Source organism: Nocardia sp. XZ_19_385 (assembly GCF_015355755.1).
Classification (GTDB): Bacteria; Actinomycetota; Actinomycetes; order Mycobacteriales; family Mycobacteriaceae; genus Nocardia.
The window spans coordinates 2,641,189-2,666,791 of sequence record NZ_JACVEE010000001.1 but is presented as its reverse complement, the minus strand read 5'-3'; the positions used below and the strand labels follow the sequence as shown (position 1 = coordinate 2,666,791).

The 25,603-nt window shown below is 67.2% G+C and carries 27 protein-coding genes; 13 read left to right on the top strand and 14 right to left on the bottom strand.

What is annotated here, in order from left to right; translation table 11 throughout:
• Positions 1 to 137 precede the first annotated feature (137 nt).
• The 3 genes from IBX22_RS12595 to IBX22_RS12585 all read right to left on the bottom strand — a co-directional run bounded on the left by IBX22_RS12595 (position 138) and on the right by IBX22_RS12585 (position 1,988).
• Positions 138 to 761 (bottom strand): DUF305 domain-containing protein, encoded by a 624-nt coding sequence (locus tag IBX22_RS12595; RefSeq protein WP_194815446.1) that lies wholly within the window; start codon positions 759 to 761, stop codon positions 138 to 140.
• Between the two features lie 52 nt (positions 762 to 813).
• Positions 814 to 1,287, bottom strand: a complete 474-nt coding sequence (locus tag IBX22_RS12590; RefSeq protein WP_309234561.1) for a DUF6153 family protein — start codon at positions 1,285 to 1,287, stop codon at positions 814 to 816.
• 122 nt (positions 1,288 to 1,409) lie between these two features.
• Positions 1,410 to 1,988, bottom strand: coding sequence for a hypothetical protein (locus IBX22_RS12585; protein ID WP_194815445.1), 579 nt, complete (start codon positions 1,986 to 1,988; stop codon positions 1,410 to 1,412).
• 203 nt (positions 1,989 to 2,191) lie between these two features.
• On the opposite strand from IBX22_RS12585, the gene IBX22_RS12580 reads away from it, so the two are divergent.
• Together IBX22_RS12580 and IBX22_RS12575 are read left to right on the top strand one after the other, a co-directional pair.
• Complete coding sequence (locus tag IBX22_RS12580; RefSeq protein ID WP_194815444.1) at positions 2,192 to 3,343, top strand: methyltransferase; 1,152 nt, start codon at positions 2,192 to 2,194, stop codon at positions 3,341 to 3,343.
• 137 nt (positions 3,344 to 3,480) lie between these two features.
• Positions 3,481 to 4,356 carry a Bax inhibitor-1/YccA family protein gene (locus IBX22_RS12575; protein WP_194815443.1) on the top strand — a complete coding sequence of 292 codons (876 nt, stop codon included), beginning with the start codon at positions 3,481 to 3,483 and terminating at the stop codon, positions 4,354 to 4,356.
• A 68-nt stretch (positions 4,357 to 4,424) separates the two neighbouring features.
• Here the strand turns inward: IBX22_RS12575 and IBX22_RS12570 are convergent, their stop codons facing one another.
• Complete coding sequence (locus tag IBX22_RS12570; RefSeq protein ID WP_194815442.1) at positions 4,425 to 5,642, bottom strand: acetyl-CoA C-acetyltransferase; 1,218 nt, start codon at positions 5,640 to 5,642, stop codon at positions 4,425 to 4,427.
• Between the two features lie 82 nt (positions 5,643 to 5,724).
• Positions 5,725 to 6,177, bottom strand: a complete 453-nt coding sequence (locus tag IBX22_RS12565) for a hypothetical protein (protein WP_194815441.1) — start codon at positions 6,175 to 6,177, stop codon at positions 5,725 to 5,727.
• Between the two features lie 115 nt (positions 6,178 to 6,292).
• On the opposite strand from IBX22_RS12565, the gene IBX22_RS12560 reads away from it, so the two are divergent.
• Positions 6,293 to 7,684: a cystathionine beta-synthase gene (locus IBX22_RS12560; RefSeq protein ID WP_194815440.1), complete on the top strand. Its 1,392-nt coding sequence runs from the start codon at positions 6,293 to 6,295 to the stop codon at positions 7,682 to 7,684.
• A 180-nt stretch (positions 7,685 to 7,864) separates the two neighbouring features.
• Positions 7,865 to 8,683: a hypothetical protein gene (locus IBX22_RS12555; protein WP_194815439.1), complete on the top strand. Its 819-nt coding sequence runs from the start codon at positions 7,865 to 7,867 to the stop codon at positions 8,681 to 8,683.
• A 68-nt stretch (positions 8,684 to 8,751) separates the two neighbouring features.
• Here IBX22_RS12555 and IBX22_RS12550 read toward each other — a convergent pair whose 3' ends face one another.
• Both IBX22_RS12550 and IBX22_RS12545 read right to left on the bottom strand, forming a co-directional pair.
• Positions 8,752 to 9,138, bottom strand: coding sequence for a DUF6401 family natural product biosynthesis protein (locus IBX22_RS12550; protein WP_194815438.1), 387 nt, complete (start codon positions 9,136 to 9,138; stop codon positions 8,752 to 8,754).
• Between the two features lie 78 nt (positions 9,139 to 9,216).
• On the bottom strand, positions 9,217 to 10,380 hold the full coding sequence (locus IBX22_RS12545; protein WP_194815437.1) for an acyl-CoA dehydrogenase family protein: 1,164 nt from the start codon (positions 10,378 to 10,380) through the stop codon (positions 9,217 to 9,219).
• Positions 10,381 to 10,474: 94 nt separating this feature from the next.
• Here IBX22_RS12545 and IBX22_RS12540 point away from each other — a divergent pair, with 94 nt between their 5' ends.
• Positions 10,475 to 11,623, top strand: a complete 1,149-nt coding sequence (locus IBX22_RS12540; protein WP_194815436.1) for a cystathionine gamma-synthase — start codon at positions 10,475 to 10,477, stop codon at positions 11,621 to 11,623.
• A gap of 71 nt (positions 11,624 to 11,694) precedes the next feature.
• Here IBX22_RS12540 and greA read toward each other — a convergent pair whose 3' ends face one another.
• Positions 11,695 to 12,189: a transcription elongation factor GreA gene (greA, locus tag IBX22_RS12535; RefSeq protein WP_194815435.1), complete on the bottom strand. Its 495-nt coding sequence runs from the start codon at positions 12,187 to 12,189 to the stop codon at positions 11,695 to 11,697.
• 317 nt (positions 12,190 to 12,506) lie between these two features.
• The gene (locus IBX22_RS12530) at positions 12,507 to 12,950 is read right to left on the bottom strand and encodes a DUF4307 domain-containing protein (protein WP_194815434.1); all 444 of its coding nucleotides are present in this window, start codon (positions 12,948 to 12,950) and stop codon (positions 12,507 to 12,509) included.
• Positions 12,951 to 13,071: 121 nt separating this feature from the next.
• Between IBX22_RS12530 and mca the strand changes: the two genes are divergently transcribed.
• From mca to IBX22_RS12515, 3 genes are all read left to right on the top strand, one after another.
• Positions 13,072 to 13,947, top strand: coding sequence for a mycothiol conjugate amidase Mca (gene mca / locus IBX22_RS12525; RefSeq protein ID WP_194815786.1), 876 nt, complete (start codon positions 13,072 to 13,074; stop codon positions 13,945 to 13,947).
• The gene (locus IBX22_RS12520) at positions 13,947 to 14,219 is read left to right on the top strand and encodes a hypothetical protein (RefSeq protein ID WP_194815433.1); all 273 of its coding nucleotides are present in this window, start codon (positions 13,947 to 13,949) and stop codon (positions 14,217 to 14,219) included. The genes mca and IBX22_RS12520 overlap by 1 nt, the downstream gene beginning before the upstream one ends.
• 296 nt (positions 14,220 to 14,515) lie before the next feature.
• A complete protein-coding gene (locus tag IBX22_RS12515) occupies positions 14,516 to 15,103 on the top strand; it encodes a TIGR03086 family metal-binding protein (protein WP_194815432.1) in 588 nt (195 codons plus the stop codon).
• Here the strand turns inward: IBX22_RS12515 and IBX22_RS12510 are convergent.
• On the bottom strand, positions 15,100 to 15,669 hold the full coding sequence (locus IBX22_RS12510) for a GyrI-like domain-containing protein (RefSeq protein WP_194815431.1): 570 nt from the start codon (positions 15,667 to 15,669) through the stop codon (positions 15,100 to 15,102). The genes IBX22_RS12515 and IBX22_RS12510 overlap by 4 nt on opposite strands.
• 123 nt (positions 15,670 to 15,792) lie before the next feature.
• On the opposite strand from IBX22_RS12510, the gene IBX22_RS12505 reads away from it, so the two are divergent.
• A complete protein-coding gene (locus tag IBX22_RS12505; RefSeq protein ID WP_309234559.1) occupies positions 15,793 to 16,983 on the top strand; it encodes an AI-2E family transporter in 1,191 nt (396 codons plus the stop codon).
• A 7-nt stretch (positions 16,984 to 16,990) separates the two neighbouring features.
• Here the strand turns inward: IBX22_RS12505 and IBX22_RS12500 are convergent, their stop codons facing one another.
• Positions 16,991 to 17,848 (bottom strand): helix-turn-helix transcriptional regulator, encoded by an 858-nt coding sequence (locus IBX22_RS12500; protein WP_309234558.1) that lies wholly within the window; start codon positions 17,846 to 17,848, stop codon positions 16,991 to 16,993.
• Positions 17,849 to 17,951: 103 nt separating this feature from the next.
• On the opposite strand from IBX22_RS12500, the gene IBX22_RS12495 reads away from it, so the two are divergent.
• The 4 genes from IBX22_RS12495 (at position 17,952) to IBX22_RS12480 (ending at position 21,158) form a co-directional block, all read left to right on the top strand.
• The gene (locus IBX22_RS12495; protein WP_194815430.1) at positions 17,952 to 18,380 is read left to right on the top strand and encodes a thioesterase family protein; all 429 of its coding nucleotides are present in this window, start codon (positions 17,952 to 17,954) and stop codon (positions 18,378 to 18,380) included.
• Positions 18,381 to 18,389: 9 nt separating this feature from the next.
• A complete protein-coding gene (locus tag IBX22_RS12490; RefSeq protein ID WP_194815429.1) occupies positions 18,390 to 19,631 on the top strand; it encodes a hypothetical protein in 1,242 nt (413 codons plus the stop codon).
• Positions 19,632 to 19,678: 47 nt separating this feature from the next.
• Positions 19,679 to 20,410 (top strand): alpha/beta hydrolase, encoded by a 732-nt coding sequence (locus tag IBX22_RS12485; protein ID WP_228538315.1) that lies wholly within the window; start codon positions 19,679 to 19,681, stop codon positions 20,408 to 20,410.
• An 88-nt stretch (positions 20,411 to 20,498) separates the two neighbouring features.
• On the top strand, positions 20,499 to 21,158 hold the full coding sequence (locus tag IBX22_RS12480; RefSeq protein WP_194815428.1) for a TetR/AcrR family transcriptional regulator: 660 nt from the start codon (positions 20,499 to 20,501) through the stop codon (positions 21,156 to 21,158).
• Here the strand turns inward: IBX22_RS12480 and IBX22_RS12475 are convergent.
• From IBX22_RS12475 to IBX22_RS37440, 3 genes are all read right to left on the bottom strand, one after another.
• Positions 21,144 to 22,994, bottom strand: a complete 1,851-nt coding sequence (locus tag IBX22_RS12475) for a glycosyltransferase family 2 protein (protein WP_194815427.1) — start codon at positions 22,992 to 22,994, stop codon at positions 21,144 to 21,146. The genes IBX22_RS12480 and IBX22_RS12475 overlap by 15 nt on opposite strands.
• Positions 22,995 to 23,091: 97 nt before the next feature.
• Positions 23,092 to 24,750: an ABC transporter ATP-binding protein gene (locus IBX22_RS12470; RefSeq protein WP_309234557.1), complete on the bottom strand. Its 1,659-nt coding sequence runs from the start codon at positions 24,748 to 24,750 to the stop codon at positions 23,092 to 23,094.
• Entirely contained in the window at positions 24,747 to 25,550 is an 804-nt protein-coding gene (locus IBX22_RS37440; RefSeq protein WP_309234556.1) for an ABC transporter permease, read from the bottom strand. The genes IBX22_RS12470 and IBX22_RS37440 overlap by 4 nt, the downstream gene beginning before the upstream one ends.
• Positions 25,551 to 25,603: the final 53 nt, after the last annotated feature.

Here is a 25,603-nt window from a genome sequence, read left to right as displayed (position 1 = left end):
GACGCTGCGCGGTCGGAATCGGACGTTTCGACGGTACTGGGTTGGCGGCGTTCCCGTGAGCTGGGTCGGCAACCGATACCCAGCTGTACCCCGAAGGGGCCCGTGACCTGGGGGTCACGGGCCCGGTCAGACCTGCGTCAGCTCGGCAGTCCGGCGAGCATGCCGTTCATCGTGTCGATTTCGGCCTGCTGCGCGGAGTTGACGGCCCGCGCCAGTGCCACCGACTCGGGATTGACGCCGCCCGCGATCTCGGTGTCGGCCATGGCGATCGCGCCCTTGTGGTGCTGGATCATCAGCTCCAGCCACTGCCGGTCGAACGCCGTGCCGGTGGCGGCGCGCAGCGCGTCCATTTGTGCGGTGGACATCATGCCGGGCATGGTCGCGCCGTGCCCGCCATGGTCACCCGCCGCATTCGGCACCGGTTTGCCGAAACTTTGCAGGAGGGTGCTGATCTGCTGCATCTCCGGCGACTGCGCCTGCTCCACCGCCGTTGCCAAGGCGAGCAACTGCGGGTTCTGGCTGCGGCCCGGCACCAGCTTCGCCATCTCCACGGCCTGGGCGTGATGCGGGTACATCCCTTGCAGGAAGGCGACATCCGCGTCGTTGAAATCGGTGCGCGCTCCCGGCGCGGACGTGGCCACCGCGCTGGACGACGTGCTGTGGTCCATGCCGGGCATGGAGTCGGAATCGTCGCTACATCCGGCGACGATCAGGCCGACTGCCGCGACGGCCAGGGTGATTCGGGTACGACTGATGAACATGCTTGTACTCCTGGGGAATTGGGGGGGTGATTCGGGAAGGGCGAAGCGCCCATCAGATCCGCAGAATCGACAATTCGGCCAGGGATAGGACAGTCCACGGCGGCGGGCGTACCCGCTCGGCTCGCCACTGCCGCGGCAATGTCAGCGGGCCGCTCGGATGACCGGCGGCGACGTAGTAGAGCAGCACGAGCATCAGCGCCAGCCCGAGCGCTGTCAGGATGAATACGCAGCCGTGCGGGCCGGCGTGCCCGGAGTCGCAATCCGCGCCGCCGCAACCGGTTCCGGTAGCTGTTTTCGGGAAGTGCGTCGAGGTGCCGCCGTCCACGGTGTGGTCCGAGCCAAGCGCATGCTGGGACGACGGGGCGTGGTCTGCGCTGTGCACCGCGCTGGTCGCGGCGTGATGACTGCCGCTGGCGGACACCGCGAAGACGCCCGCGTGCATGGCGACGATCCCCGCGAGTAGCGCCAGCACTGCCAGCATCCGGGTGGCCCCGGACGCTCGAAGCAGCGGATGCTGGTCGACCACGGCGCCGAGTGTAGCGACCCGCGCCGACCAGTCGCAAATACCCCTAGGTAGTACTGGTAACGACCGTTCGCTCCGCTCGGGATGACAGAAAGTGCGTTGTCAGGAGCAGGAAAGCGCACTAACTACGTCGCGATATCTATCACCAATCGTGTCGGGTTGCTCAGCGTGCTGACCGTGAACGGTGGCCGATCGGCGTTCACTCCGATGAACGACTGCGTGGTCCCCTCATAGACAGCCGTCCGGTACACCCCGGCGATGCCCGGTGCGACCGGGTCGGTCGCCGGATCGGGCCCCGAATAGGGTTCGACCCCGCTGTCGAACGGATACGCGGACCCGGTGATCTGCACCTCCAGGATCGACTGCCCCGCGACGTCGATGACCTTGCCGCTGCCGTCCTGTACGGCCCGATCGGCGTATCGCACGGTCCAGCCCGGTGTTCCGAGGCCGCCGAGGTCGTAGACGACGCGGTCGTATCCCGGCTGCCGCCCGATCCGGACGCCGGTCACCGTGACCCCCGCTTCGGCCGAGGGCGCCTGCTCCTTGGGCAGCGCGTCCCGCGGGACCTGCGTGGGCGCGTCGATGAACGTGCTGGTCGTATCCGTGATCCCAGCCCGCTCACCCGCGGCCTCCGAACCGCGGTCGTCGCAGCCCGTGAACAGGACCGTGGAGACCGCCGCCAGCAGCACCATCGTGTTACGCATGGGGCAGATGCTACTTAGCGAAACGGCTTTCACCGGGACCAGCAATCCTCGTGTCGCGCACCCACTTCCGGCAACCCGCTGTTGTGTCGAATTGCATTGTGAGACTTGCGGTTACGAACCTCGCAGATTTGCCCGAAAATCTATTCCGGCCGATTCGCCGGGGTGAATGAGACATTCGGGCAACGATCTAGCACACTTGACGTGTGGGAGATGTCGAGGATGTCCTAAGCCGGCTGCGGCGCTACCCGGATGTGGAGGCGCTGAACCTCTATGCCGTCGATGCCGCTGATCGACTGATTCTGGATGTCGCCGAGGAGCACCTGGCCACCGCTGGTAGCGGAAAGGTTGCTGTAATCGGTGACAGTTACGGCGCGCTCACCCTCGGCGCGATCGCCGCGCACGATCTGCGCGACGTTCGCGTGCATCAGGATCTGTACACCGGCGAACTCGCGCTGGCCAACAACTCTCGAACCCTGGGCCTCGCGGATCGCTATCTCGCGCACGGACTCAACGAGAAGCTGCTCGCCGACGCGCGGGTGGTCCTGCTGCGCTTGCCGCGGATGCTGTCCGGGCTCGCGGAGGTCGCCGACGCCATCGCGCGCTACGCCGACCCCGAGGTGACGGTGATCGCCGGCGGCCGCGACAAATACCTGACCAAATCCATGAACGACGTACTGGCCGAATACTTTTCCGACGTGCGGGCCAGTCGCGGCCGGCAGAAGTCGCGCACCCTGCTGGTGTCGGGCCCGAAACCCGTGGGCGCGCCGCAGTTCCCGATGTGCGAGCGCGTCGAGGACCTCGCCCTCGACGTGGTCGCCCACGGCGCCGCGTTCTCCGGCGCGCGCCTGGATATCGGGACCAGATTCCTGTTGCAGCACCTGAAACTGATGAAGCCGGACGCCCGCGACGCCATCGACCTCGGTTGCGGCACCGGCATTCTCGCCGTCGCACTGGCCAAGGCGCGTCCGTCGATCCGGGTGGTCGGCACCGATCAGTCCGCGGCCGCGGTGGCCTCGGCGCGGGCGACGGTGGCCGCCAACCACGTCGACGACCGCGTCACCGTGGTGCGCGACGACGCCATGTCCTCCGCCGCGGACAACAGCGCCGACCTGGTGCTGTGTAATCCGCCGTTCCACGTGGGGGCCGCGGTGCACACCGGCTCGGCGATCAAGATGTTCGTCGAAACCGGCCGGGTGCTGCGACCGGGCGGAGAGCTGTGGACGGTGTACAACTCACACCTGAATTATCGCGGCGTGGTGGAGAAGATGGTGGGCCGCACCGAGGTCGTCGGGCGCAACCGGAAGTTCACGGTGACTCGGTCGGTCCGTGGCCTGCACGACGCCCAGCAGCGGTAGAGTCCAGTCCGATATGTCCAACTCGGGCAAACCCCACCTGGGAACTTGCCTAGGGGCATACACGTTGAACAAGGCAGTTGGCGATCGAGCGCACGGCTCGGGCGGCGACAGCAGCAACGACTGAAAGAAGGGACGCAGTGCGCACCACGAGCAATCCGGTTTTCAAGAACCTGCCCAAGCAGCAGGGCGGCGGTGGCTACGCCAACTTCGGCCAGGGTATGCCCGGCGCCCCGATGGGCCAGCCGTACGGCAATCAGTACCCGCCGAACCAGCCTGGCCAGCCCGGTCAGTACCAGCCTTACGCCCCGCCGGCGCAGACCACCCGCTCGATCACCATCGATGACATCGTCACCAAGACGGCGATGGTCCTCGGCGTGCTTTCGGTGACAGCGCTGGTCTCCTACATCCTGTCCGCCACCAGCACCAACAACTCGCTGGCCTTGCCGCTGATGCTGGTCGGCCTGATCGGCGGCCTGGTGCTGTCGCTGGTCGCGATCTTCGGCAACAAGACCGACAACCCCGCGATCGTGCTGTCCTACGCTGCATTCGAGGGCCTGTTCCTCGGCGCGATCTCGTTCGTGTTCGCCAACATCGTCAGCGTCGGCGGCACGGGCATGATCGCCCAGGCCGTGCTCGGCACCTTCGGTGTCTTCGCGGGCATGCTGGTCGTCTACAAGACCGGCGCCATCCGCGTCACCCCGCGCTTCACCCGCATGATCATCGGCGCGATGATCGGCGTCGTGGTGCTGATGCTGGGCAACCTGGTCGCGAGCTTCTTCACCGACGGCGGCTTCGGCCTGCGCGACGGCGGCCCGGTCGCGATCATCTTCAGCCTGATCTGCATCGCGATCGCCGCGTTCAGCTTCCTGCTGGACTTCGACGCCGCCGATGACCTGATCCGCGCGCAGGCGCCGGAGAAGGCGGCCTGGAGCGTGGCGTTCGGCCTCACCATCACCCTGGTCTGGCTGTACCTGGAGATCCTGCGTCTGCTGAGCTACTTCAACAACGACTGATTTTTGGCCAGAAAAAGGGCGGCTACCGGAGAACCGGTAGCCGCCCTTTTTCTTGTCAGCCCGAAAAACTAGCTCAAACGCTCGATGACCATCGCCATGCCCTGGCCGCCGCCGACGCACATGGTCTCCACGCCGAACTGCTTGTCGTAGGTCTGCAGGTTGTTGATCAGCGTGGCGGTGATGCGCGCGCCGGTCATACCGAACGGGTGGCCCAGGGCGATCGCGCCGCCGGACACGTTCAGCTTGTCCTCGTCGATCTTCAGCTCACGCGCCGAGCCGAGCACCTGCACCGCGAAGGCCTCGTTGATCTCGAACAGGTCGATGTCGCCGACGCTCTTGCCGGCCAGCGCCAGCGCGCGTGTGACAGCCTCGATCGGGCCCAGGCCCATGATCTCGGGGGACAGACCCGAGACGCCGGTGGACACGATGCGTGCCAGCGGGGTCAGGCCCAGCTCCTTGGCCCTGGTGTCGCTCATGATGACCAGCGCGGCCGCGCCGTCGTTGAGCGCGCAGCAGTTACCGGCGGTGACGGTGCCGTCGGGACGGAACACCGGCTTCAGGCCGCTGACGCCCTCGTAGGTGACGCCGGCGCGCGGGCCGTCGTCCTTGGACACCACGGTGCCGTCGGGCAGCGTGACCGGGGTGATCTCGCGCTCGAAGAAGCCGCTCTTGATGGCCTCCTCCGCGCGGTTCTGCGAGCGCACGCCCCAGCGGTCCTGGTCTTCGCGGGTGATGCCGGTGAGGGTGGCCACGTTCTCGGCGGTCTGGCCCATCGCGATGTAGGCGTCGGGCAGCAGGCCGTCCGCGCGCGGGTCGTGCCAGACCACGCCGCCCTCAGCGGATTTCGCGGTGCGCGCCTCGGCATCGGCGAACAGCGGGTTCTTGGTGTTCGGCCAGCTGTCGGCGGAACCGTTCTTGTACCGCGACACGGTCTCCACACCCGCGGAGATGAACGCGTCGCCCTCGCCGGCCTTGATCGCGTGGAACGCCATCCGGGTGGACTGCAGCGACGACGCACAGTAGCGGTGCACGGTGGTGCCCGGAACGGTGTCGTAGCCGAGCATGACCGCGACGTTGCGCGCGATGTTGAAGCCCATCTCGCCGGCGGGCGAGCCGCAGCCGAGGATCAGGTCGTCGATCTGGGTGGGGTCGAGAGCCGGAACCTTCTCCAGCGCTGCGCGCACGATCTGCACGGTGAGGTCGTCGGGACGCATGTCGACCAGCGAGCCCTTGGCGGCGCGGCCGATGGGCGAGCGGGCGGTCGAAACGATAACTGCCTCAGGCATGAGGGCTCCTTCGGTACTGCGGCGTGGCGAGCTCAGTTTTGTACTGGCGCATCTATGTGTACCGAACTCCTGGATCCCAGGGTCAGGCAGGTACGTCGAAACTCGCGTGCGCGGGGACGCTCGCGCTGTCGGTGGTGACGACGACTTCGATGCGGCCGGGCCCGGTGTCCTGGAACAGCGAGTAGAGAATGCTGCCGTAGATACCCACCACGACGGGGTTGCTGTAAGCGCCCGCCGCACCGGTGGTCAGGTTGCGCCAGGCGACCGTGGTCTGCACTTCACACAGGGGCGCGAGGGGATATTTGCCGGGTCCGAGGCCCGCGACCGGATCCGCGCGCATATTGATGATGGCCCGGCCCGGCCATTGCTGGCTGGTGTCGGCCCAGGTGCGGACGCTGGTCCAGCACAGGCCGCCGTGCGCGAGCGTGGGCACCGCCGGAAACGACGTGGTGGCGGCGTTCGCCGCCGCGGCCGGGACCAGTGCGATGGCCGCCGTGGCAAGCAGGGCGGCACGAGCGATGTTGGGCTGCCTCATGTTCGCGAATCCTATGCGTGAAAATGCCGCCCGGCCCGCTGCACTCGCGCATCCGCGCGTTTGCGAATAATCAGCCTGAAATCCTCGAGAATCCAGCCTCTGCAACGATGGGGGCATGCGCATCGCGAACCATGTCGTCGACCTCATCGGCAATACGCCCCTGGTTCGGTTGAACTCTGTGGTGGAACCAGAAGCCGGCCTGCTGGCCGCCAAGATCGAATACCTGAACCCGGGCGGTAGTTCCAAGGACCGCATCGCGGTGAAGATGATCGACGCCGCCGAGGAAGCCGGGCTGCTGAAGCCGGGCGGCACCATCGTCGAGCCGACCTCCGGCAACACCGGCGTCGGCCTGGCCCTGGTCGCCCAGCAGCGCGGCTACAAGTGCGTGTTCGTCTGCCCGGACAAGGTCTCCGAGGACAAGCGCAATGTGCTGCGCGCCTACGGCGCCGAGGTCGTGGTGTGCCCGACCGCGGTCGCCCCGGAGGACCCGGCCAGCTACTACAACGTCTCCGACCGCCTGGTGCGCGAGATCGACGGCGCCTGGAAGCCGGACCAGTACTCCAACCCGGGCGGCCCGGACAGCCACTACGAGACCACCGGCCCAGAGATCTGGCGCGATACCGAAGGCAAGGTCACCCACTTCGTCGCGGGCGTCGGCACCGGCGGCACCATCACCGGCACCGGCCGCTACCTCAAGGAGGTCTCCGGCGGCAAGGTGAAGATCGTCGGCGCGGATCCGGAGGGTTCGGTGTACTCCGGCGGCACCGGCCGCCCGTACCTGGTCGAGGGCGTCGGCGAGGACTTCTGGCCCTCGGCCTACGACCCGGCCATCCCGGACGAGATCATCGCCGTCTCCGACGCGGACTCCTTCGACATGACCCGTCGTCTGGCCCGCGAGGAGGGCCTGCTGGTCGGCGGCTCCTGCGGCATGGCGGTCGTGGCGGCCATCGAGGTGGCCCGCCGGGATCCGAACAATGTGGTGGTCGTGCTGCTGCCGGACGGCGGCCGCGGCTACCTGTCGAAGATCTTCAACGACCAGTGGATGAGCTCCTACGGCTTCCTGCGCACCCGGCTCGACGGCAGCGTCGCCGAGCCGCTGGTCGGTGACGTGCTGCGCGGCAAGTCCGGTGCGCTGCCGGATCTGGTTCACACCCATCCGTCGGAGACGCTGCGCGACGCCATCGAGATCCTGCGCGAATACGGCGTCTCGCAGATGCCGGTCGTCGGCGCCGAGCCGCCGGTGATGGCGGGTGAGGTCGCGGGCAGCGTCACCGAACGCGATCTGCTCTCGGCGGTCTTCGAAGGCCGTGCGCACCTGACCGATTCGGTGGCCCAGCACATGAGTCCGTCGTTCCCGCTGATCGGTTCCGGCGAACCGCTCTCGGCGGCTACCAAGGCGCTGTCGGATACCGACGCGCTGATGGTGGTGGAGGATGGCAAGCCGGTCGGCGTCATTACCCGCCATGATCTGCTCGGATTCTTGAGCACGGGCAGCATAGGGCACTGACCAAATAAACGCACGCGGCGATTCGGTCGCCGAATCATCGCGACCGAATAACCATTTCTTCGCATTCGGCAATTTCCTGGCAAACTGCTGGTTTAGCACTTCGTGGCGGGGTACAACAGCTGCGAAGGTCGCCTCGGCAAACCGTCAGGCGTCGTCGAATAGCAGCGAAGGGAAGCGCCCGTGCAAACCTCCATTTTGGCTATCGATATCGACTTCCGGCAAGGGTGGAACGATGCGTGGAGTGCGATCGCGACGTTCGTGCCCAAGTTCATCGGCTTCCTGGCGATCCTGTTCATCGGCTGGATTGTCGCCAAGGCCATCGCCGCCATCGTGCGCCGCGTCCTCGACCGGGTGGGGTTCGAGCGCCTCGTAGATCGTGGCGGCATCAAGAACATGTTGGCGCGCAGCAATTGGACCGCGTCACAGATGCTGGCGAAGCTGGCCTACTACGCGGTACTGCTGATCACGTTGCAGCTGGGCTTCGGCGTCTGGGGCCCGAACCCGGTGAGCGACATGCTCAACGGCATCGTCAGCTGGCTGCCCAAGCTGGCCGTGGCGATCGTCATCGTGATCGTCGCCGCGGCGATCGCGAAGGTCGTGCACGAGATGGTGTCGGCCGCGCTGGGCAGCCTGTCCTACGGTGCGCTCCTCGCCCGGGTGGCCTCGGTGTTCATCTGGGCGCTGGGCATCATCGCCGCCCTGAACCAGGTCGGCGTCGCCACCGCGGTCACCGAACCGGTGCTGTGGGCCGTGCTGCTGACCGTCGCCGGTGTCCTGATCGTCGGTGTGGGTGGCGGCCTGGTCCGTCCGATGCAGGCGCGCTGGGACGGCTGGCTGGACAAGGTCGAGGGTGAGATGCCGGCGCTGCGTGGCCATGCCGAGGCCTACAAGCGTGGTCGCGAGGATGTCTCGCGGCAGCAGGCCTGGCAGGACCAGTCGGCGACGACCACCACCCGCTACACCAGCACTACCGGTGAGCCCACCCGCCAGAACGGCTGAATCGGGCCACAATTCGCTGAATAGACAAATGTCCGCCGTGAGCTTCGGCTCGCGGCGGACATTTGTTTTCAGCTGATGTATTGCGCTTGGACGCAGACCGCGGCGAGCCGCAATTGCATCCAGTCCGCTTCGGTCCAGTCCGCGGGCGGCAGGCCGGTCATCGGCGTCGCGATCATTTCGGCGAGGTCCTGGGCGGTGGCCGGTTGATGCTCGCGGGCCTGGTCGAGCAGGCCGCGCACATATCCGGCGAGGAGCAGCAGCGGCGGGACGTCCGCGGAATCCTCGACGCCGTGGTCGAGAATGTCGCGAATAGCCGCACCATGCTGGTCGAGCACCGCCGACAATGCCGGATTCTCCGCGGCTGCCGTGAGCGCCGGTTCCCCGTGCGAGTCGTGCAGGCGGTTCATAATTCTGCGCGCCGACACTTCGAGCAACGCGGGGCCGAGCATGAACATTGGCCGACTGTAGCAATCATGCAGCGTTTATCAAAATGTGATCTTCCGCGCATTTATCGCCCGTGCCGAAAGTGTTTGTCAGCGAAACGCATTCGCGTCCGTGAGGGCCTTGCCGAGTACCAACTGGTGGACTTCGGCGGTGCCCTCGTAGGTCAGCACGGACTCCAGATTGTTCGCGTGCCGCAGCACCGGATAGTCCAGCGTGATGCCGTTGGCACCGAGGATGGTGCGGCATTCCCGGGCGATCTTGATGGCTTCCCGGGTGCTGTTCAGTTTGCCCGCGCTGACCTGGTCCGACAGCAGCTCGTGCCGGTCCTTGAGCCGCCCCAGATGCAGCGCCAGCAGCTGCCCCTTGCCGTACTCGAGGGCCATGTCGGCCAGCTTGGCCTGGGTCAGCTGGTAGGCGGCCAAGGGCTTGTCGAACACCTCGCGCGTACGGGCGTAGTCGATCGTGGCCGCCAGGCAGTCCCGTGCGGCGCCGAGGGCGCCGAAGATGATGCCGAACCGGGCCTCGCTCAGACAGGCCAGCGGCGCGGCGAGCCCGCGCGATTCCGGCAGCACCGCGTCGGCGGGCAGGCGCACGTCGTCGAAGTCCAGCTCCGCGGTGACCGAGGCGCGCAGCGACAGCTTGCGGTGCATCTCGCGCGCGATGAACCCGGGGGTTTCCGTCGGCACGATGAAGCCGCGGATCTTGTCCTCGGTCTGCGCCCACACGATCGCGACATCGGCGACCGACCCGTTGGTGATCCACATCTTCGACCCGTTGAGCACCCAGTCCGCGCCGTCGCGCACCGCGCGGGTGCGCATGCCCCCGGGATTGGAACCGAAGTCGGGTTCGGTGAGGCCGAAGCAGCCGATGATGCGCCCCTCGGCCATCCCGGGCAGCCACTGCTGCTTCTGTTCCTCGGAGCCGAACTTGTGGATCGCGGTCATGGCGAGCGAGCCCTGCACCGAAACCATGCTGCGCACACCGGAATCCACGGCTTCGAGCTCCTGGCAGGCCAGGCCGTAGGTGGTCGCCGACATGCCCGCGCAGCCGTAACCGTCCAGGTGCATGCCCAGCAACCCGAGTTTGCCGAGCTCCGGCGCCATCTCGCGGGCGGGGAAGGTGCCCGCCTCGAACCAGTCCGCGATATGCGGTCGGAGCTTCTGCGCCGCGAAGTCGCGCACGGTGTCGCGGATTTCGCGCTCGTCGGCACTGAGCAGGGAGTCGGTGGCGAAAAGTTCATCAACGCTGAGCATGGGCCTCACGCTACCGCCGGGGGGTGTGGGCGGTGGTAGTTCACGCACAGCCCCGATCCCCGGCCGAATATCCAGCCCATTTAGGCTGTCGTTCATGAGTGAAGGGCTGGGTTTCTCCACACGGGCCGTGCACGCCGGATTCGATCCGGATCCGCAAACCGGCGCGGTGAACGTGCCCATCTACGCGAGCTCCACCTTCGCCCAGGACGGCGTGGGCGGCCTGCGCGGCGGCTTCGAGTACGCCCGCACCGGCAACCCCACCCGCCAGGCGCTGGAAGCGAACCTGGCCGCCCTGGAGTCCGGCCGGTTCGGCCGCGCCTTCGCCTCCGGCATGGCCGCCACCGACTGCGGGCTGCGGGCCACCCTGCGCCCCGGTGACCACGTCGTCATCCCCGACGACGCCTACGGCGGCACCTTCCGGCTCATCGACAAGGTCTTCACCCAGTGGGGCATCACGCACTCCCCGGCGGCGGTCTCCGATGTCGACGCCGTGCGCGCCGCGATCCGCCCGAACACCAAGCTGGTCTGGATCGAGACCCCCACCAACCCGCTGCTGAACATCGGCGACATCCCGGCACTGGCCGAGATCGCGCACGCCGCCGGCGCGAAGCTGGTGGTGGACAACACCTTCGCCACCCCGTACCTGCAGCAGCCGCTGCTGCTCGGCGCCGACATCGTCACCCACTCGACCACCAAGTATCTGGGCGGCCACTCCGATGTGGTGGGCGGCGTGCTGGTCACCAACGATCCGGAGCTGGACGCGGCGTTCGCGTTCCTGCAGAACGGCGCGGGCGCGGTGCCCGGCCCGTTCGACGCCTACCTGACCATGCGCGGCGCCAAGACCCTGGCGCTACGCATGGAGCGGCACTGCGACAACGCCGAACTGCTCGCCGAGTTCCTGGTCAAGCATCCGGCCATTTCCCAGGTCATCTACCCGGGCCTGACCGAGCATCCCGGCCACGCTGTCGCCGACAAGCAGATGCGCCGCTTCGGCGGCATGATCTCGGTCCGGCTGCACGGCGGCAAGGAAGCGGCGCACGAGTTCTGCTCGCGCACCAAGATTTTCACCCTGGCCGAATCGCTGGGCGGTGTGGAATCGCTGATCGAGCACCCGGGCGCCATGACGCACGCGTCCACCGAGGGCTCGGAGCTGGAAGTGCCCGCCGATCTGGTGCGCCTGTCGGTCGGCATCGAGGACGGCGCGGATCTGCTCGCCGATATCGAGCAGGCCCTGGCGGGATAGGGACCTCAGACATGACGAAGCGGCCGCACTCGAGATCGGGTGCGGCCGCTTGCGTCTATGCCGGGTTCGGCTCAGCTGTGGTAGGGCTCCGCGCTGACCAGAGTGACTTTCATGATGTTGCCGTTGGGCAACTGGTATTCGCGGGTCTCGCCGACCTTGGCGTCGATGAGCGCCCCGCCGAGCGGCGACGCGGGGGAGTAGGTCTCCAGCTTGGAATCGCTGAGGCCTTCTTCGCGGGTAGCGATCAGGAAGGTCTCGGTGTCGGATTCGTCGCCGTCGTAGTAGACCTTGACGACCGAACCGGGCAGCGCCACACCGGACTTGGTGGGCGCGACACCGACCTTCGCGTTGTTCAGCAGTTCCTGCAGCTGGCGAATGCGCGCCTCCTGCTGACCCTGCTCTTCACGCGCGGCGTGGTAGCCGCCGTTCTCCTTGAGGTCACCCTCTTCACGGCGTTCATTGATCTCGGCAGCGATGACGGGACGGTTGGCGATGAGCGCGTCGAGTTCGCCCTTGAGCCTGTCGTGCGACTCCGGGGTCAGCCAGGTCACTTGCGTCTCAGTCATCTCGATCACTCCCTAGTAGTTGTTCCCGGCGAGCCGGGATTCCTTCGTAACTGCCGCAGTACCCACCCGGGAGCGGGCACGCACCAGCCGACGACCAATGGCGATCACGGGCAACCCGCCTGTAAAACCTGAAAACACCCGCGAACACTGCGCTGGCCGCCAATGCAGCAAACACGGCTCCGAGGTCCGGAACCGTGTATCACGCCATTTTAGCATGAATCACAAACATGCAGGTCGGAACTTGTTTTGTGTCCGAGGGGTGCCGTTGGTTCGCCGGATAGGTCCGGTTGATCACCCCAGCTCGCAGGTGTCTGAGCCTATTTCAAGTACGAGGGCACCTGATCGGTGCAGCCATAGACGTTGCCCGCAGATGGCCGGGACGAGGACTTCACGGTGGTGGTCAGCTCGACCGTACCGCTGTCCTGCCCTGGGATCAGTACCTCGCGGCGGCCGATTTCCTCGCTCTTGCTGCTCATGACGCGCACGAAACACACCACGGGCTGCTGCGGATCCTTGCGGGTGACCTTGAACCGGACCGTCATGGTGGACTCGTCCACCTGCTGGTAGCCCAGCCCCTCGGCCTCGATGTCCTTCGGCCCGTACTTCTGATAGCCGAGGAAAGCGACTCCGACTCCGGCCAGCACCACCGCGATGCTGAGCGCCCAGGGGATCCACGGACGTCCGGCGCGCTGAATTTTTCCGTAGCGGTCGGCGTGTCGAGCTGACGCTATCTCCGATTGCCGGCGCTCCGCGTCGCTCATTGCTGATCTCTCCGGGGGGTAGGTCGGAACAAAAGTGGGTCGGATGGAACTATAGGGAACGACCATCCGACATCCGCGACCGAGAGCGATGGTGAACGAAATCGTGAGTGGCCTTCGCCTCATGGCGGTGCACGCCCATCCGGACGACGAGTCCAGTAAGGGCGCCGCGACGACCGCACGTTACGCCGACGAAGGACACGACGTCCTCATCGTCACGCTGACCGGCGGCGAACGTGGCAGCATCCTGAACCCCGCCATGGACACCCCCGGCGTGCTGGATCGCATCGACGAGATCCGCCGCGAGGAAATGGCCGCCGCCGCCCGCGCGCTCGGCGTCCGCCAGACCTGGCTCGGGTTCGTCGACTCCGGGCTGCCGGAGGGCGATCCGCTGCCGCCGCTGCCCGAGGGCTGCTTCGCGCTGGTGCCGCTGGAGGAGTCGACCGAGGCGCTGGTGCGGGTCATCCGCGAGTTCAAGCCGCACGTGATCACCACCTATGACGAGACCGGCGGCTACCCGCATCCCGATCACATCCAGTGCCATCTGGTTTCGATGGCCGCGTTCGACGCCGCCGGCGATCCGGACAAATTCCCCGACGCGGGCGCGCCCTGGACGCCGCTCAAGCTGTACTACGACCACGGGTTCTCCATGAAGCGCCTGGAGATCTTCGCGGCGGAGTTCGAGCGCATGGGCGAGCCGTTCCCGCTGCAGGAGTGGCTGGACCGGATCCGGCAGTACGCGGTGGAACGCGGCGACGTGATGTCGCGCGTCACCACCCAGATCGAATGCGGCAAGTACTTCCCGCAGCGGGATGATGCCCTGCGCGCGCACGCCACGCAGATCGACCCGAACGGCGCCTTCTTCGCGATCCCGCTGGAGATGCAGCAGCGGCTGTGGTCCACCGAGGAATTCGAGCTGGCCAAGACCCGGGTGCGCACCGCCATCCCGGAAAACGACCTGTTCGCGGGCATCGAAGATCAGTCTGGAGTTCAGCGCTGATGTTGCTGGCAGTGCTCGCCCAGACCCCCGGCACCCCGACCGGTCCCGAATTCGGCAAGGCCTCGCCGCTCGGCTTGGTGATCGTGCTGCTCCTGCTCGCGGGCACCGTGCTGCTGGTCCGCTCGATGAACCGGCATCTGAAGAATCTGCCCGAGACTTTCGAGCCGGAGCATCCGGAACCGGACCAGGAAGCCGACGAGGGAACCGAGCCGGGAATCACGCGGCTGTCCAAGGACGAGTCCGATACCGAGGGGCACGCCCAGCCGAGCTGAGCTCGCGGTGGCTAGTGTCCTTGACATGAAAACGCCTCCGTCGCAGTCGATTCCCCCGGTGTGATCCGAGTCAGCGCGGCTGCGCTGGAGTAAAGCGCGGTGCCGCAACAGGTTTGGCCGCGACGTGCCGCCAACAGCACTCAGCGTGATCTGGCGCACATTGACTAGTGGGCGATATGGGAAGTAACACAGCTGTTTTCAGCGCTGCTCGTGCTGGGTAACCGGATCCTGCGGTTGCCGCCACTTGTCAGCCGGTCGTGCTATCAATGCTGCATCCGCTCGAGCGAAGGAAGCCCATGGAAACTGCGCCTACCCGTCCTGCCGGAGTGATCGGCCAGATCGATCGTGCGCTGGATGCCACCGGCCAGATCGTCGAGGCGGTCGGCGACGCACAGCTCGCGGCGGCCACACCGTGCCGGGAATGGGATGTGCGCGCGGTCCTCAATCACACCGTGAGCGGCATGCATCTGTTCGCCGCGGCGCTGAGTGGGATGGACGCGGGCGCCGGTCACGAGGACGACTGGCTGGGCTCGGATGCGCAGGGCGCTTTCGCCGCGGCCGCCGAAATCGACCGCGCCGCCTGGCATCGCCCGGATGCGCTGGACGGCACGGTCGACATCGCGCTGGGTGCGCTGCCCGGTCAGTACGCGGCCGCCGTGCATCTCACCGAGCTGGTGGTGCACGGTGTCGATATCGCGGTGGCCATCGAGCGCCCCGATCTCGCCGACGACCAGTTGTGCGCGGAACTGCTCGCCATCATGGCGGACCAGGGCGGTATCGACGCCTTCCGGAAGCCGGGCATGTTCGACGCCGAGGTCGAGATCTCCGCCGACGCGCCCGCACACCGCAGGTTGCTCGCCTACGTCGGCCGCGACTGGAACTAGATCCGCCGCGCCGGGTGGCGCAGAATCGTTTTCGTGTTGGGGCCGAGTGTCCTGCGCGGATCCGACAGGTAGATCTCGTGGTGCCTGCCGTTCATCGTCAAACCTTCGGCCGACATGAAAGCGTCCATCCGGGCCAGGGTTTCGGGCTCGGTCGAATACGGGCCCAGATGCAACGCCTGAACGGTCAGGCCTTCGTGTAGCCGCTCGAAAGTGACAGGCTTCTCGACGAGATCGGCCGCCAGCTGTTCGGTCACGACGTCGGGCATGCGAATGATCAACTGCCAGTGCCATTCCTCGCGGGGCACCGTGAGCGCGGGCTGATCGGATTCGACCCACCACAGCCCCTCCAGCTTCGGCACCACGAAATCCTGTCCGGCCGCCTTGGCCAGTTTCTTGATCCCGTAAGCCGTCCGGTACAGCGCGGTGAGCGCCTCGGTGTACTCCGGCCCGGCCGGCGCACCGACCCCGGTGACCGTCAGGTAGTCGTAGGCTTCGAAGGTCCGCAGCTCGACCTCGGTCGAGGCCGTGTAGTAGTGCTTGTCGCTCTTGGCGAGATCGATCTTCACAGCGATGCTCCTCTCGGGTCGGCTTCGAGCCTGCACCCTCCCGCGACTGGAGAGTCAAGCCGATTGTCGAATCACCGGCCGGTGTAACCGCGGATTAGCTGATCGGTGGGTCAGACTGAGTTCGTGGCCATCCCTCCACCGGACCAAGCTGCGGCGGACTGGTATTCGACGCGCCGGATGCCGCGGTGGCTGCCGCGGGCGATGGTGCTGGCGTTCATTCTGCTCGGGCTCTTCGAGCTCGGTAACTGGGCGGTGCACCGGCTGCTCGGGCTGTTCGTTCTGGTGCTGGTCGCGTTCTTCGTCTCGCTGGCGATGGAACCCGCGGTCGACAGCCTGGCGGGGCGCGGGATGCCGCGCGGACTCGCCACCGGGGTGGTGTTCGTCCTGCTGTACGCCGGGGTGGCCGGGTTCACCGCCGCGCTCGGGGTCCTGCTGGTGCATACCGTCAGCAGCGTGGTCGACGAACTGCCGCGCTTGCTCAACGAGGCGGTCGGCTGGGTCAATCGAATCTTCCACCAGGACTTCACGGTGGCGAAGCTGCGTGCGCGCCTGACGAGCGAGTCCGATGTCATCAGCGGCTACGCGCAGCGGGCGGCCAACCACGCCTGGGGCCTGTCCTACACCGTGCTCGGGGAACTCGGCCGCTTCCTGACCGTCGCCTTGTTCAGCATCTATTTCACGGTGTACGGACCGCGGATGCGGCGCGCGGTGTGTTCCTGGCTGCCGACCCGGCGCCAGGACATGATCCTGCGGGCCTGGGATCTCGCGATCGAGAAGACCGGCGGCTACCTGTACAGCAGGGCATTGCTCGCGGTGATCTCCGCTGTCGCGCACGCCCTGTTCCTGATGGTGCTCGGCCTCCCCAACGCGATCGAACTCGGCATCTGCTTCGGCGTGATCGCCTCGTTCGTACCGATCGTCGGCACCTACCTCGCCGGCCTGCTGCCGATCCTGGTGGCGCTCACCATCCACCCGATCGACGCGGTATGGATCCTGCTGTTCGTGGTGCTCTACCAGGTTTTCCAGGACTACGTCCTGCAACCGCGCATCACCGCCCACACGGTCGATGTGAACCCGGCGATCGCCCTACTCGCCGTGATGGCCGGTGGCGCTCTGCACGGCGCGGTCGGGGCTTTGCTCGCCATCCCCGCGGTGGCCACCTTGCAAGCTTTCCTGAGCCTCTACGTCAAACGCTATGAGGTGGCCGACGATCCGCGAATCGATCGCGTCGGCCACCGAGTTTCGCGCCGATCCCGGCGCGGCCAGGCCGCCGAATCACCCAGTCCCGCAACGGAGGAACCGCGGGACAGCTGATCCCGGCTCAGTGAGTGTGATCGAGCGAGGGTGCGTCCGGGTGGGCGAGTAGCCAGTCCGTGCGACGGCGGCTTTCGTCGTCGACGGGTGTCCACACGGTGACGAAGGTTTCGGGGGTCGCGGTGAGGTCCATCCGGGTCATGGTGAAGGAGAGTTCGCCGACCGCGGCGTGCTGGTAGGTCATGGTCTGGCTGGGTGGCGCGGCGACGTCGTGGTTGGCCCAGATCCGCGTGAATTCCGGGCTCGCGGTAGAGAGTCCGCGGATCAGGCCGGTCCAGGCCGGGTCGTCGAGGTGCTGGGCGAAGGCCGCGCGGAACGAGGCGACCATGTGGGGTAGGCCGATGTCCCGGTTCACGAAGCAGCGGCAGCATTCCCGGGTGGTGAACATTTCCCAGAGGACGTTGCGGGAGCTGGTCGGCGCGGTGAGCCGCGGCCATACCGCGGCGCAGGATGCGTTCCAGCCCAGCAGATCCCAGCGGCTGTTCAGGGCGGCGGCGGGAAAGCCCGTGATGCTGTCGAGAATTGCCTGCACGGCGGGGGTGATCCGGTCGGCGGTGGTCGGCGCCTCGGGGATCGGCACCTCGGCCAGCCGGTACAGGTGGTCACGCTCGGCGGCGTCGAGCTGGAGGGTGCGGGCGATGGCGTCGAGGACCTGACCGCTGACGTTGATCGGCCGCCCCTGCTCCAGCCAGGTGTACCAGGTGATGCTGACCCCGGCCAGCTGGGCGACCTCCTCGCGTCGCAAACCCGGTGTGCGACGCCGCAATCCGGGCGGCATGCCGACCGCGGCCGGCGTGATGCGATCGCGGCGGCTGCGCAGGAACGAGGCGAGCTCGGTGCGGCGGGCGGAGAGGGTGGTGGTCACCCGTCCATGATCGGCTACCGCGGCGGTGCGTTGCCAGGTGGTGCCGGTACCAGTGTCACCACTGTCTTGGTGACGGTGTTGCGACGGCAACAGGCTGACTCCCATGAACGCCACGCCTTTCACCCTGCGGTTCACCGTCCGCAGCTACGAACTCGACACCAACCACCACCTCGCCGGCACGGTGTATCTGCAGTACGCCGAGCATTCCCGCTTCGCCTGCGGACAGGCGGCCGGGCTGTCACCCGAGCGGCTGCTCGCCGACGGCTTCGGCCCGATCAACCTCGAAACCACGCTGCGGCACCATGCGGAACTGCGCGCCGACGACGCGGTCGACGTGTCGTGCGCGTTCGTCTGGGGGCCGGGCAAGACCCACCGCGTCGAACACGTCCTGCGCAAGCCGGACGGGACGCTGGTGGCCGAGGTGACCAGTGTCAGCGGACTACTCGACATGCGGACTCGACGACTGGTCGCCGATCCGGCGCAGGAGCTGCGGGCCCGCGCCGCTGACCCCGCGCTGCTCGGCCTGGCCTGAGGGCGCGTCATGAAATACCGACTGGGGCTGATAGATCACGGCTTCGTGCCCCGCAAACTCACTGTCAGCTACGTGGCGATCTGCACCGGCGAGATCGATATCGCGCTGCTGCACAAGGCATTCGAGCTGCTGTGCCGGAAGTATCCGATGCTGCGCGGCACGATCGAACGCACCGGCGGCGACTGCTGGCTGGATATTCCCGACGACGGCTCGAGTGCCGCCATCAGTCGCACCGCGCCGGGCCCGATCACGGACTGGCTCGCCCACGGCAATACGCCTCTCGACCCCGCGCACACCCTGGCCGAACTCACCATCGTCCCCGAGGGAGAGCGAACCGCGGTCGCCCTTCGGGTGTGCCACGCGATCAACGACGCCACGCTGGGATTCGCACTCCTCGAACACTTTTGGGAGATCACCGCCGCACTCACCGGCGCTGCTGTGTTTCCCGATCCGAGCCCGAAGTACCCCGGCAGCTTGGAACAGGCCTACCGCGCACGCGCGATGGACTTTCCGGCACCGGCAGTTCCCGGGACGGGCGGGGTATTCAGCATCGCGCCCGTCGAGACCGCCGACGAGACGGGATTCCGCCCGGTACCGGCACATCGGATCACCTTGTCCGAGAACGACACCAGCGCACTCCTGAGCCATGCGCGCGCATCCGGAACCACACTGCACGCCCTGCTCGCCGCCGCGATCGTTCGCGCCGAACGCGCAACGATCACCGAATTACCCGGTGCCGCAGCAGAACTGCCGATGATCATGTTCCACTTGGCCGACCTGCGCCCACATCTGCATCCCGCCGCGGACCCCGCTGAGATCACCAACGCTCTGGCTTTCGCACCTACCGTAACCACCTGCGGTTCCGGTTCCGACCTGATCGTGCTTGCCAAAGACGTGAAGGCTCAGATCACGGCCGGTATCGACAGCGGGGCTGCGCTCGCGGTCATGCTGGCCGCAGCGTCCGTGGCCGCGCAAGGCCGCGTACGCGATTCCGTCGGGAACTTCATCACCAACTGGGGAGTGGTCCCAGAGCTCGCCGCACCGGCGGGAGTCGAGATCGTCGACTTCCGCGGCTTCGCGACCTCCGAGCCGGTCACCTGGATCGGCTACTTCGTCTCGACCTTCGCTCGGCGGCTCAGCATCGAGCCGGCGTTCTCCCCGCGCTTCCACCGGCCCGCTCAGATTGCCGAACTCCGCGCCGCGATCGTCGCCAACCTGGCCCAATTCGCCGAGATTGGCACAAACCACTAATTACGTTACAGTCACTCACTGTAACTAAACCGAAGGAGAAGGAAATCATGAGCAATCACACCGGACGTAAGCCCACGGTGGTCCTGGTGCACGGTGCGTTTGCCGATGCCTCGGGCTGGCAAGCGGTTTCGGCACAGCTGCACCAGCGCGGTTTCCCGGTCGTCGCGGTGCCGAACCCACTGCGCGGCCTGGCCTACGACACCGCCTACCTGCAGGGTCTGCTCGCGGGCATCGACGGACCGAAGATCCTGGTCGGGCACTCCTACGCCGGTGCGGTCATCAGCAATGCCGCGCCCGGAATCGCCGACGTACGGGCGCTCGTGTTCGCCGCCGCGTTCATCCCCGACGTGGGTGAGGCGCTCGGTGGCCTGCTCGAGGCGCACGCCGATCCGTCCGTGCCGGCGCTGCCTCAGCAGGTCTTCCAGTACGCCCGCCCCGACGGCTCGACCGGCACCGAGGTGTGGCTGGATCAGGCCCAGTTCTCGACCGCCTTCGCCGCCGACGTCGACGCCTCGACCGCCGCATTCCTGGCGATCTCGCAGCGCCCGGTCGCCGCCGAAGCCTTCGGCGAACCGGCCACCGCGGCCGGATGGCAGACCATTGCGTCGTGGGCGCTGATCGCGACCAAGGATCACGCCATCGCGCCGAGCCTGGAACGGTTCATGGCCGAGCGGGCCGGGGCCCAGATCCGCGAAGTCGATTCCTCGCACGCGGTCATGATCAGCCAGCCCGGCGCGGTTACCGACCTGATCGAGCAGGCCTACGAGGGCACCCGCTGACCCGCAGCCCCCACCGGTGATCGGGAGGGATGGCCTCCCCGCCGCGTTACAGTCTGGACGCGTAACGCAACAGTGAAACGGGGAGGCCATGACGCGACAGCGCACCGAATCCACCGAACAGCCACCGGCCGGCAAGTCCGGTTCCCGCGGCGGACGCCCGCGCGATCCCGGCGTGGACGAGGCGATCATCCTCGCCACCCGCCGCCGCCTGGTCACCCACGGCTACACGCGGATGGCGCTGGGCGACATCGCCTCCGACGCCGGGGTCACCCGCCCCACCCTCTACCGGCGCTGGCCGAACAAACTCGAACTCGTCATCGACGCCCTCGACTACGGTTTCCGCGTCCAGACGGCGGCCACCCCGCCCTTCGCGTTCGAGGACCTGGCACCGCGCGAGGCGTTCACCGAAGCCATCCGCCGCGTCGACCCGTGTTACTACAACCCCGACGCCATCGTCTTGCAGGGCGGCTTCATCAGCGAAGCCGACCGGGTGCCGGAATTACTCGCCCATGTCGTCGAACGCGCCGTCGAACCCCGTGTCTCCCAGGTCGAAAACGTCTTGCGGCAACTGATCGACCGCGGGGCCGTACGCTCCGGCATCGACACCCGCACGATCGCCACCATGGTCTTCGGCGCCTATTTCGGCGCTTTCCTGCGCGGTGACGACGCCGAAACCCGAAGCGGCCTGGCCGAAAAGCTCAGCGCCACCCTCTGGCCCGCACTGGCCGGGCCGTCAGCGAGCGCGTGACATCACGTCCGTGGGATGGCTGTCTACGATCGGCGCGAACCCCGGGGAGTCGGCGGGCCGGAGTTCGCGGTCGGCCAGGAGTACCGCGACCGGCGCGGCGAGCAGGCAGGCGGCACGCACGGCGAGCGCGAGCTCGAGTAACAGCATCGCGCCGGTGTGATGCGCCGCGGCGCACGCCACCGCGACGGTGATACCGGCCGCCGCGATCAGCAGTTCGCCCCGAGCGGTCCAGATCGCGCGGACACCGACCGGGCGGACGGTGAACTTGCTGGTCCGGGCCCACTCGGCAGCGCCGGTGCGGGCTGCCGTCAATGCCGCTCGCGCACAGGTGAATTGCAGCGACATGGTCATCAGCTGGACGGCCACGCCCTGGCGGGCCGAGAGACCGTCGGCGACCCGGTAGCAGGTCAGTCTCAACATCGGCCCCACGACGATGCCGAGCACGGCTACCAGCAGCACCGCCGAGCCCAGCGGCAGCTCATGCTCGTGCCAGGCCAGGGAGATCACCGCGACCGCGGTCACCGGCAACGACAGCACCATCGCGATCGCACCGGCGATCAGACCGAACCCGTGATGTAGATGCAGAAATCGCTGGGCCGGAGAGAATTTCGAGGACCTGGCCAGGATCAGCCGCCAGTGCCGCCGGAATTCCTGTACCGGGCCGAAGGTCCAGCGATAGCGTTGTTTGGTGTAATCGGCGAACCGTTCCGGGATGAGTCCGTGCCCGAAATCGCCGAGCACCAGCCGTGATTCGTACCCCACCGCCTGGAGCCGGACCACGATCTCGGAGTCCTCGGTCAGACACCAGGTGGCCCAGCCGCCTACCTGCTCGACGGCCCGTCGGCGCAGCACGCACATGGTTCCAACCGTGAACGCCGCCCGGCGTTCGTCGAGACTGCGGAACAGCGTCGGAAACCCGACCCGGTAATGCCAGAAACAACCGGTCAGGAACCGCCGCTCCCGCCAGTCCCGGTAGTCGTAGCGCGTCTGCACCGCGGCCATGCGCGGGTCCGTGAAATAGGGCGCCAGGCGGGACAGGAAATCCGGTCGCACCTGCCAGTCGGCATCGACCAGGGCGATCAGTTCGGCCGCCGGATCGGTCTTGGTCAACGCGTAGTTGAGCGCCCCGGCCTTCGCCCCCGTCATACCGGTCACATGGAAGAAGCGGAACCGGTCACCCAGCGTCCGGCAGTGGCGGCGCACCGGCTCCCACAACGCCGGGTCCTCGGTGTTGTTGTCGATTACCAGCACTTCGAAATTGTCGTAATCCAGGTTCGCCAGCGAATCCAGGGTGGCGATCACGATCTCGGGCGGTTCGGCGTAGCAGGGCACATGAACCGAAACCATGGGTCCGCGCCGCGCCGGCTCGGATTCGGCGTGCGGTCGCGATCTCGACCAGCTGTCCCGAAGCAGCGGCTCCAGGGCAAGGAACTGAGCGGTGAGCATTGCCGGAGTGATGAAGGCGAACCCCGCCGCGAAGATCAACACTACGGCGGCGGTGACGGAATCGGTGCGCGGATGCATTGCGAAGGCGGGCAACCACAGGCCGGTATCGATCGCGGCGAACGCCATCAGCACGATCAACGCAGCCCCCGGCACATGCAGGTAGGGCCGGGCTCGACGCAGGGCCCCCGTAACGACTGCAGCGGTGACCAGCGCCGCCCAGATGATCGGGCTGTCCCAGGCCACGACCGCCGGTAGACCGAAGACCACCGGGCCTGCCAGCATGTCCAGGTTTCGCAGACGGGGGAACCACTGTCGCAGAACCACGAAGGCCGCGGCGGCGCACACCGCGGACGCTATGCCGGTAAAGGCGATTTCCAACCAGGCCAACATCGGTGACAGCCCCTTCGGGGTCGTACGGATCGTGCCGGATCATCGATCAGCAAATCTACAGCAAACTCATCGGTTGCGCCTGGGACCCGAAGATCCGCTAGGTGTCCCCGGCCGGGTGGGTGAGCACAGGCAGCCGGGGGACCGAGGCGACCAGTCGGCGGGTGTAATCGTGTTGTGGCGCATGCAGAACCGAGTCGACGTCGCCGGACTCGACGACGCGGCCGTCCTTCATGACGACGACGCGGTCGGCGATGTGGTGGACCACGCCCAGGTCGTGCGAGATGAGCAGCAGGGCGGTGCCGAATTCCGCTTGGAGTTCGGCGAGTAGGTCGAGGATCTGGGCCTGGACCGAGACGTCGAGGGCGGAGACCGGCTCGTCGGCGACGATGAGCGCGGGGTTGGGGGCCAGGGCGCGGGCGATGGCGACGCGCTGGCGTTGCCCGCCGGACAGGGTTCGGGGGTGCCGGTCGAGCAGGTCGCGGCTGAGGCCTACGGCGTCGAGGATTTCGCGGACTCGGTTGGCGCGGAAGCGCTTTCGGACACCGATTGTGTCGAGACTTTCGCCGATGACGCGCTCGACGGTGTAGCGCGGGTCGAAGGAGCTCAGCGGGTCCTGTGCGATCAGCTGTGCGGTGCCGCGGTGGCGGCGCAACTCGCTGTCGGTGTATTCGCTCCACGGTTCGCCGTCCACGACGACGCGGCCGGAGGTGGGTGTGATGAGGCGCAATGCGAGCCGTGCTGTCGTGGTCTTGCCGGATCCGGACTCGCCGACGATCCCGAGCGTTTCACCGGCGAACAGGTCGAAGTCGACGTCGTCGACCACGGCACGGGCGGCCGATCCGGAGCCGTAGATCTTGCGAAGGTGCTGGACCGACAACACGATTCGGCTGTCGTCCACGGTGCGCGGTGGCAGTGGCAGGCGGTCGGTGGCCGGGTCGTCGGAGACCGACAACTTCGTCCCGCGCGAAGCGGCCGACGGCACCGCCGCGAGCAGCTTCTTCGTGTAGGGATGTGCAGGCCGAGTCAGGACATCATGGGTGTTTCCCTCCTCGACGACCTCGCCATTCCGCATGACCAGCACTCGGTCGGCCAATTCCGCGACTACCGCCAGATCATGGCTGATCAGCAGCAGTGCGTTGCCCGCCTCCTTGCGTTGCCGGAGCAGCTCCAGAATCTGTTGCTGCACAGTGACATCGAGCGCGGTGGTCGGCTCGTCGGCGATGATCAACCGGGGCTCGCCCGCGATCGCCGTCGCGATCAGCACCCGCTGGCGCAGTCCGCCGGAAAGCTCATAGGGATACTGCGACAAACGCCGCTCGGGCTCGGGGACGCCGACATCGGTCAGCAACTGGACGCTGCGTTCGATGATCGCCGGCCGACGCAGGTCGGTCAGCGCGCGTTGCGCCTCGGCCAGTTGCGCGCCGACCGTGCAGAGCGGATCGAGGGAGACGAGTGCGTCCTGGAGCACGAATCCGATGTCGCTGCCCCGGATTCGGCGCCACTGGCGTTCCCGATGGTTACGCGCGTCCTGTCCGAACAGCTGCAATTGCCCGGCGCGCACGACCGCGCCGGATCCGGTCAGCCCGACCAGCGCACGGGCTGTCACCGACTTGCCCGATCCCGATTCGCCCACCAGGGCCACGGTCTCGCCCGGATCGATCCGCAGATCGATGCCCTTGACCACATCGCGGATTCCGGCCCGCGCCGGAAAGCCGATGCGCAGATCCGTGACAGCGACCAAACTCTGACCGCTCACGTCGCGGACCTTCCGTCGTAGTTTCGTTGCCAGTGCCGGCCCAGGGAACTCACGGCAATGACGGTGGCGGTGACGGCCACACCGGGAAGTACCGCGATCCACCAGGCAACGCGCAGATAATTGCGGCCCTCGGCGAGCATGGCGCCCCATTCCGGTTCGGGCGGTTGCGGACCCATGCCGAGGAAGCTCAGGCCGGCCGCACCGAGAATGGCGGTGCCCAGGCCGATGGTGGCCAGGATCGGGACCTGGGCCACCGCGTGCGGCAGGACGTGCCGCCGCACCAGCGTGGCCCGGGTGAGGCCGAAGGTGCGCGCCTGTTCGACGTACCCGGATTCCTGCACGACCAGGGTTTGTGCCCGCACCACCCGGGCGAATCGGGGGATCGAGGCGATACCGAGTGCGAAGATCAGGTTCGTGGTTCCCGGCCCGGTGAACGAGATCAGGACCAGCGCGAGCAGCAGATCCGGGAAAGCCGACACCACGTCGAGGAAACGGGTGACCAGCTCGTCGAGCCACCCCCGGGCCAACCCGGACAGCAGTCCGAGCGCCGTGCCCGCCACGACCGCGATCGCCACGGCGGTGACCCCGATGAGCAGTGAGTAGCGCGCGCCGTGGACCACGCGCGTGAAGACATCGCGTCCGAGATGATCGGTGCCGAACCAGTGCTGGGCGCTCGGCGAGAGCTGGGCGGCAAGGGGATCGGCGGCCAGCGGATCGGCACCGGCCATTACGGCGGGTGCGATCACGGCGATCGCGACCAGCCCCACCGTCAGCGCCGCCACGGAGAGGCCTGGCGTCACGCCGAAATTCCTTGCACGCGAAGCGATCCGGCCAACAGTCGTGCGCGGATGAA

What these genes read in the sequence shown, in the direction of transcription:
- IBX22_RS12545 (WP_194815437.1), bottom strand. Translation starts at nt 10,380, where the DNA reads ATGCTCAGCGTTGATGAACTTTTCGCCACCGACTCCCTGCTCAGTGCC.
- IBX22_RS12540 (WP_194815436.1), top strand. Translation starts at nt 10,475, where the DNA reads ATGAGTGAAGGGCTGGGTTTCTCCACACGGGCCGTGCACGCCGGATTC.
- IBX22_RS12560 (WP_194815440.1), top strand. Translation starts at nt 6,293, where the DNA reads ATGCGCATCGCGAACCATGTCGTCGACCTCATCGGCAATACGCCCCTG.
- IBX22_RS12480 (WP_194815428.1), top strand. Translation starts at nt 20,499, where the DNA reads ATGACGCGACAGCGCACCGAATCCACCGAACAGCCACCGGCCGGCAAG.
- IBX22_RS12485 (WP_228538315.1), top strand. Translation starts at nt 19,679, where the DNA reads ATGAGCAATCACACCGGACGTAAGCCCACGGTGGTCCTGGTGCACGGT.
- IBX22_RS12585 (WP_194815445.1), bottom strand. Translation starts at nt 1,988, where the DNA reads ATGCGTAACACGATGGTGCTGCTGGCGGCGGTCTCCACGGTCCTGTTC.
- IBX22_RS12495 (WP_194815430.1), top strand. Translation starts at nt 17,952, where the DNA reads ATGAACGCCACGCCTTTCACCCTGCGGTTCACCGTCCGCAGCTACGAA.
- IBX22_RS12595 (WP_194815446.1), bottom strand. Translation starts at nt 761, where the DNA reads ATGTTCATCAGTCGTACCCGAATCACCCTGGCCGTCGCGGCAGTCGGC.
- IBX22_RS12565 (WP_194815441.1), bottom strand. Translation starts at nt 6,177, where the DNA reads ATGAGGCAGCCCAACATCGCTCGTGCCGCCCTGCTTGCCACGGCGGCC.
- mca (WP_194815786.1), top strand. Translation starts at nt 13,072, where the DNA reads ATGGCGGTGCACGCCCATCCGGACGACGAGTCCAGTAAGGGCGCCGCG.
- IBX22_RS12530 (WP_194815434.1), bottom strand. Translation starts at nt 12,950, where the DNA reads ATGAGCGACGCGGAGCGCCGGCAATCGGAGATAGCGTCAGCTCGACAC.
- greA (WP_194815435.1), bottom strand. Translation starts at nt 12,189, where the DNA reads ATGACTGAGACGCAAGTGACCTGGCTGACCCCGGAGTCGCACGACAGG.
- IBX22_RS12570 (WP_194815442.1), bottom strand. Translation starts at nt 5,642, where the DNA reads ATGCCTGAGGCAGTTATCGTTTCGACCGCCCGCTCGCCCATCGGCCGC.
- IBX22_RS12475 (WP_194815427.1), bottom strand. Translation starts at nt 22,994, where the DNA reads ATGTTGGCCTGGTTGGAAATCGCCTTTACCGGCATAGCGTCCGCGGTG.
- IBX22_RS12490 (WP_194815429.1), top strand. Translation starts at nt 18,390, where the DNA reads ATGAAATACCGACTGGGGCTGATAGATCACGGCTTCGTGCCCCGCAAA.
- IBX22_RS12515 (WP_194815432.1), top strand. Translation starts at nt 14,516, where the DNA reads ATGGAAACTGCGCCTACCCGTCCTGCCGGAGTGATCGGCCAGATCGAT.
- IBX22_RS12520 (WP_194815433.1), top strand. Translation starts at nt 13,947, where the DNA reads ATGTTGCTGGCAGTGCTCGCCCAGACCCCCGGCACCCCGACCGGTCCC.
- IBX22_RS12550 (WP_194815438.1), bottom strand. Translation starts at nt 9,138, where the DNA reads ATGTTCATGCTCGGCCCCGCGTTGCTCGAAGTGTCGGCGCGCAGAATT.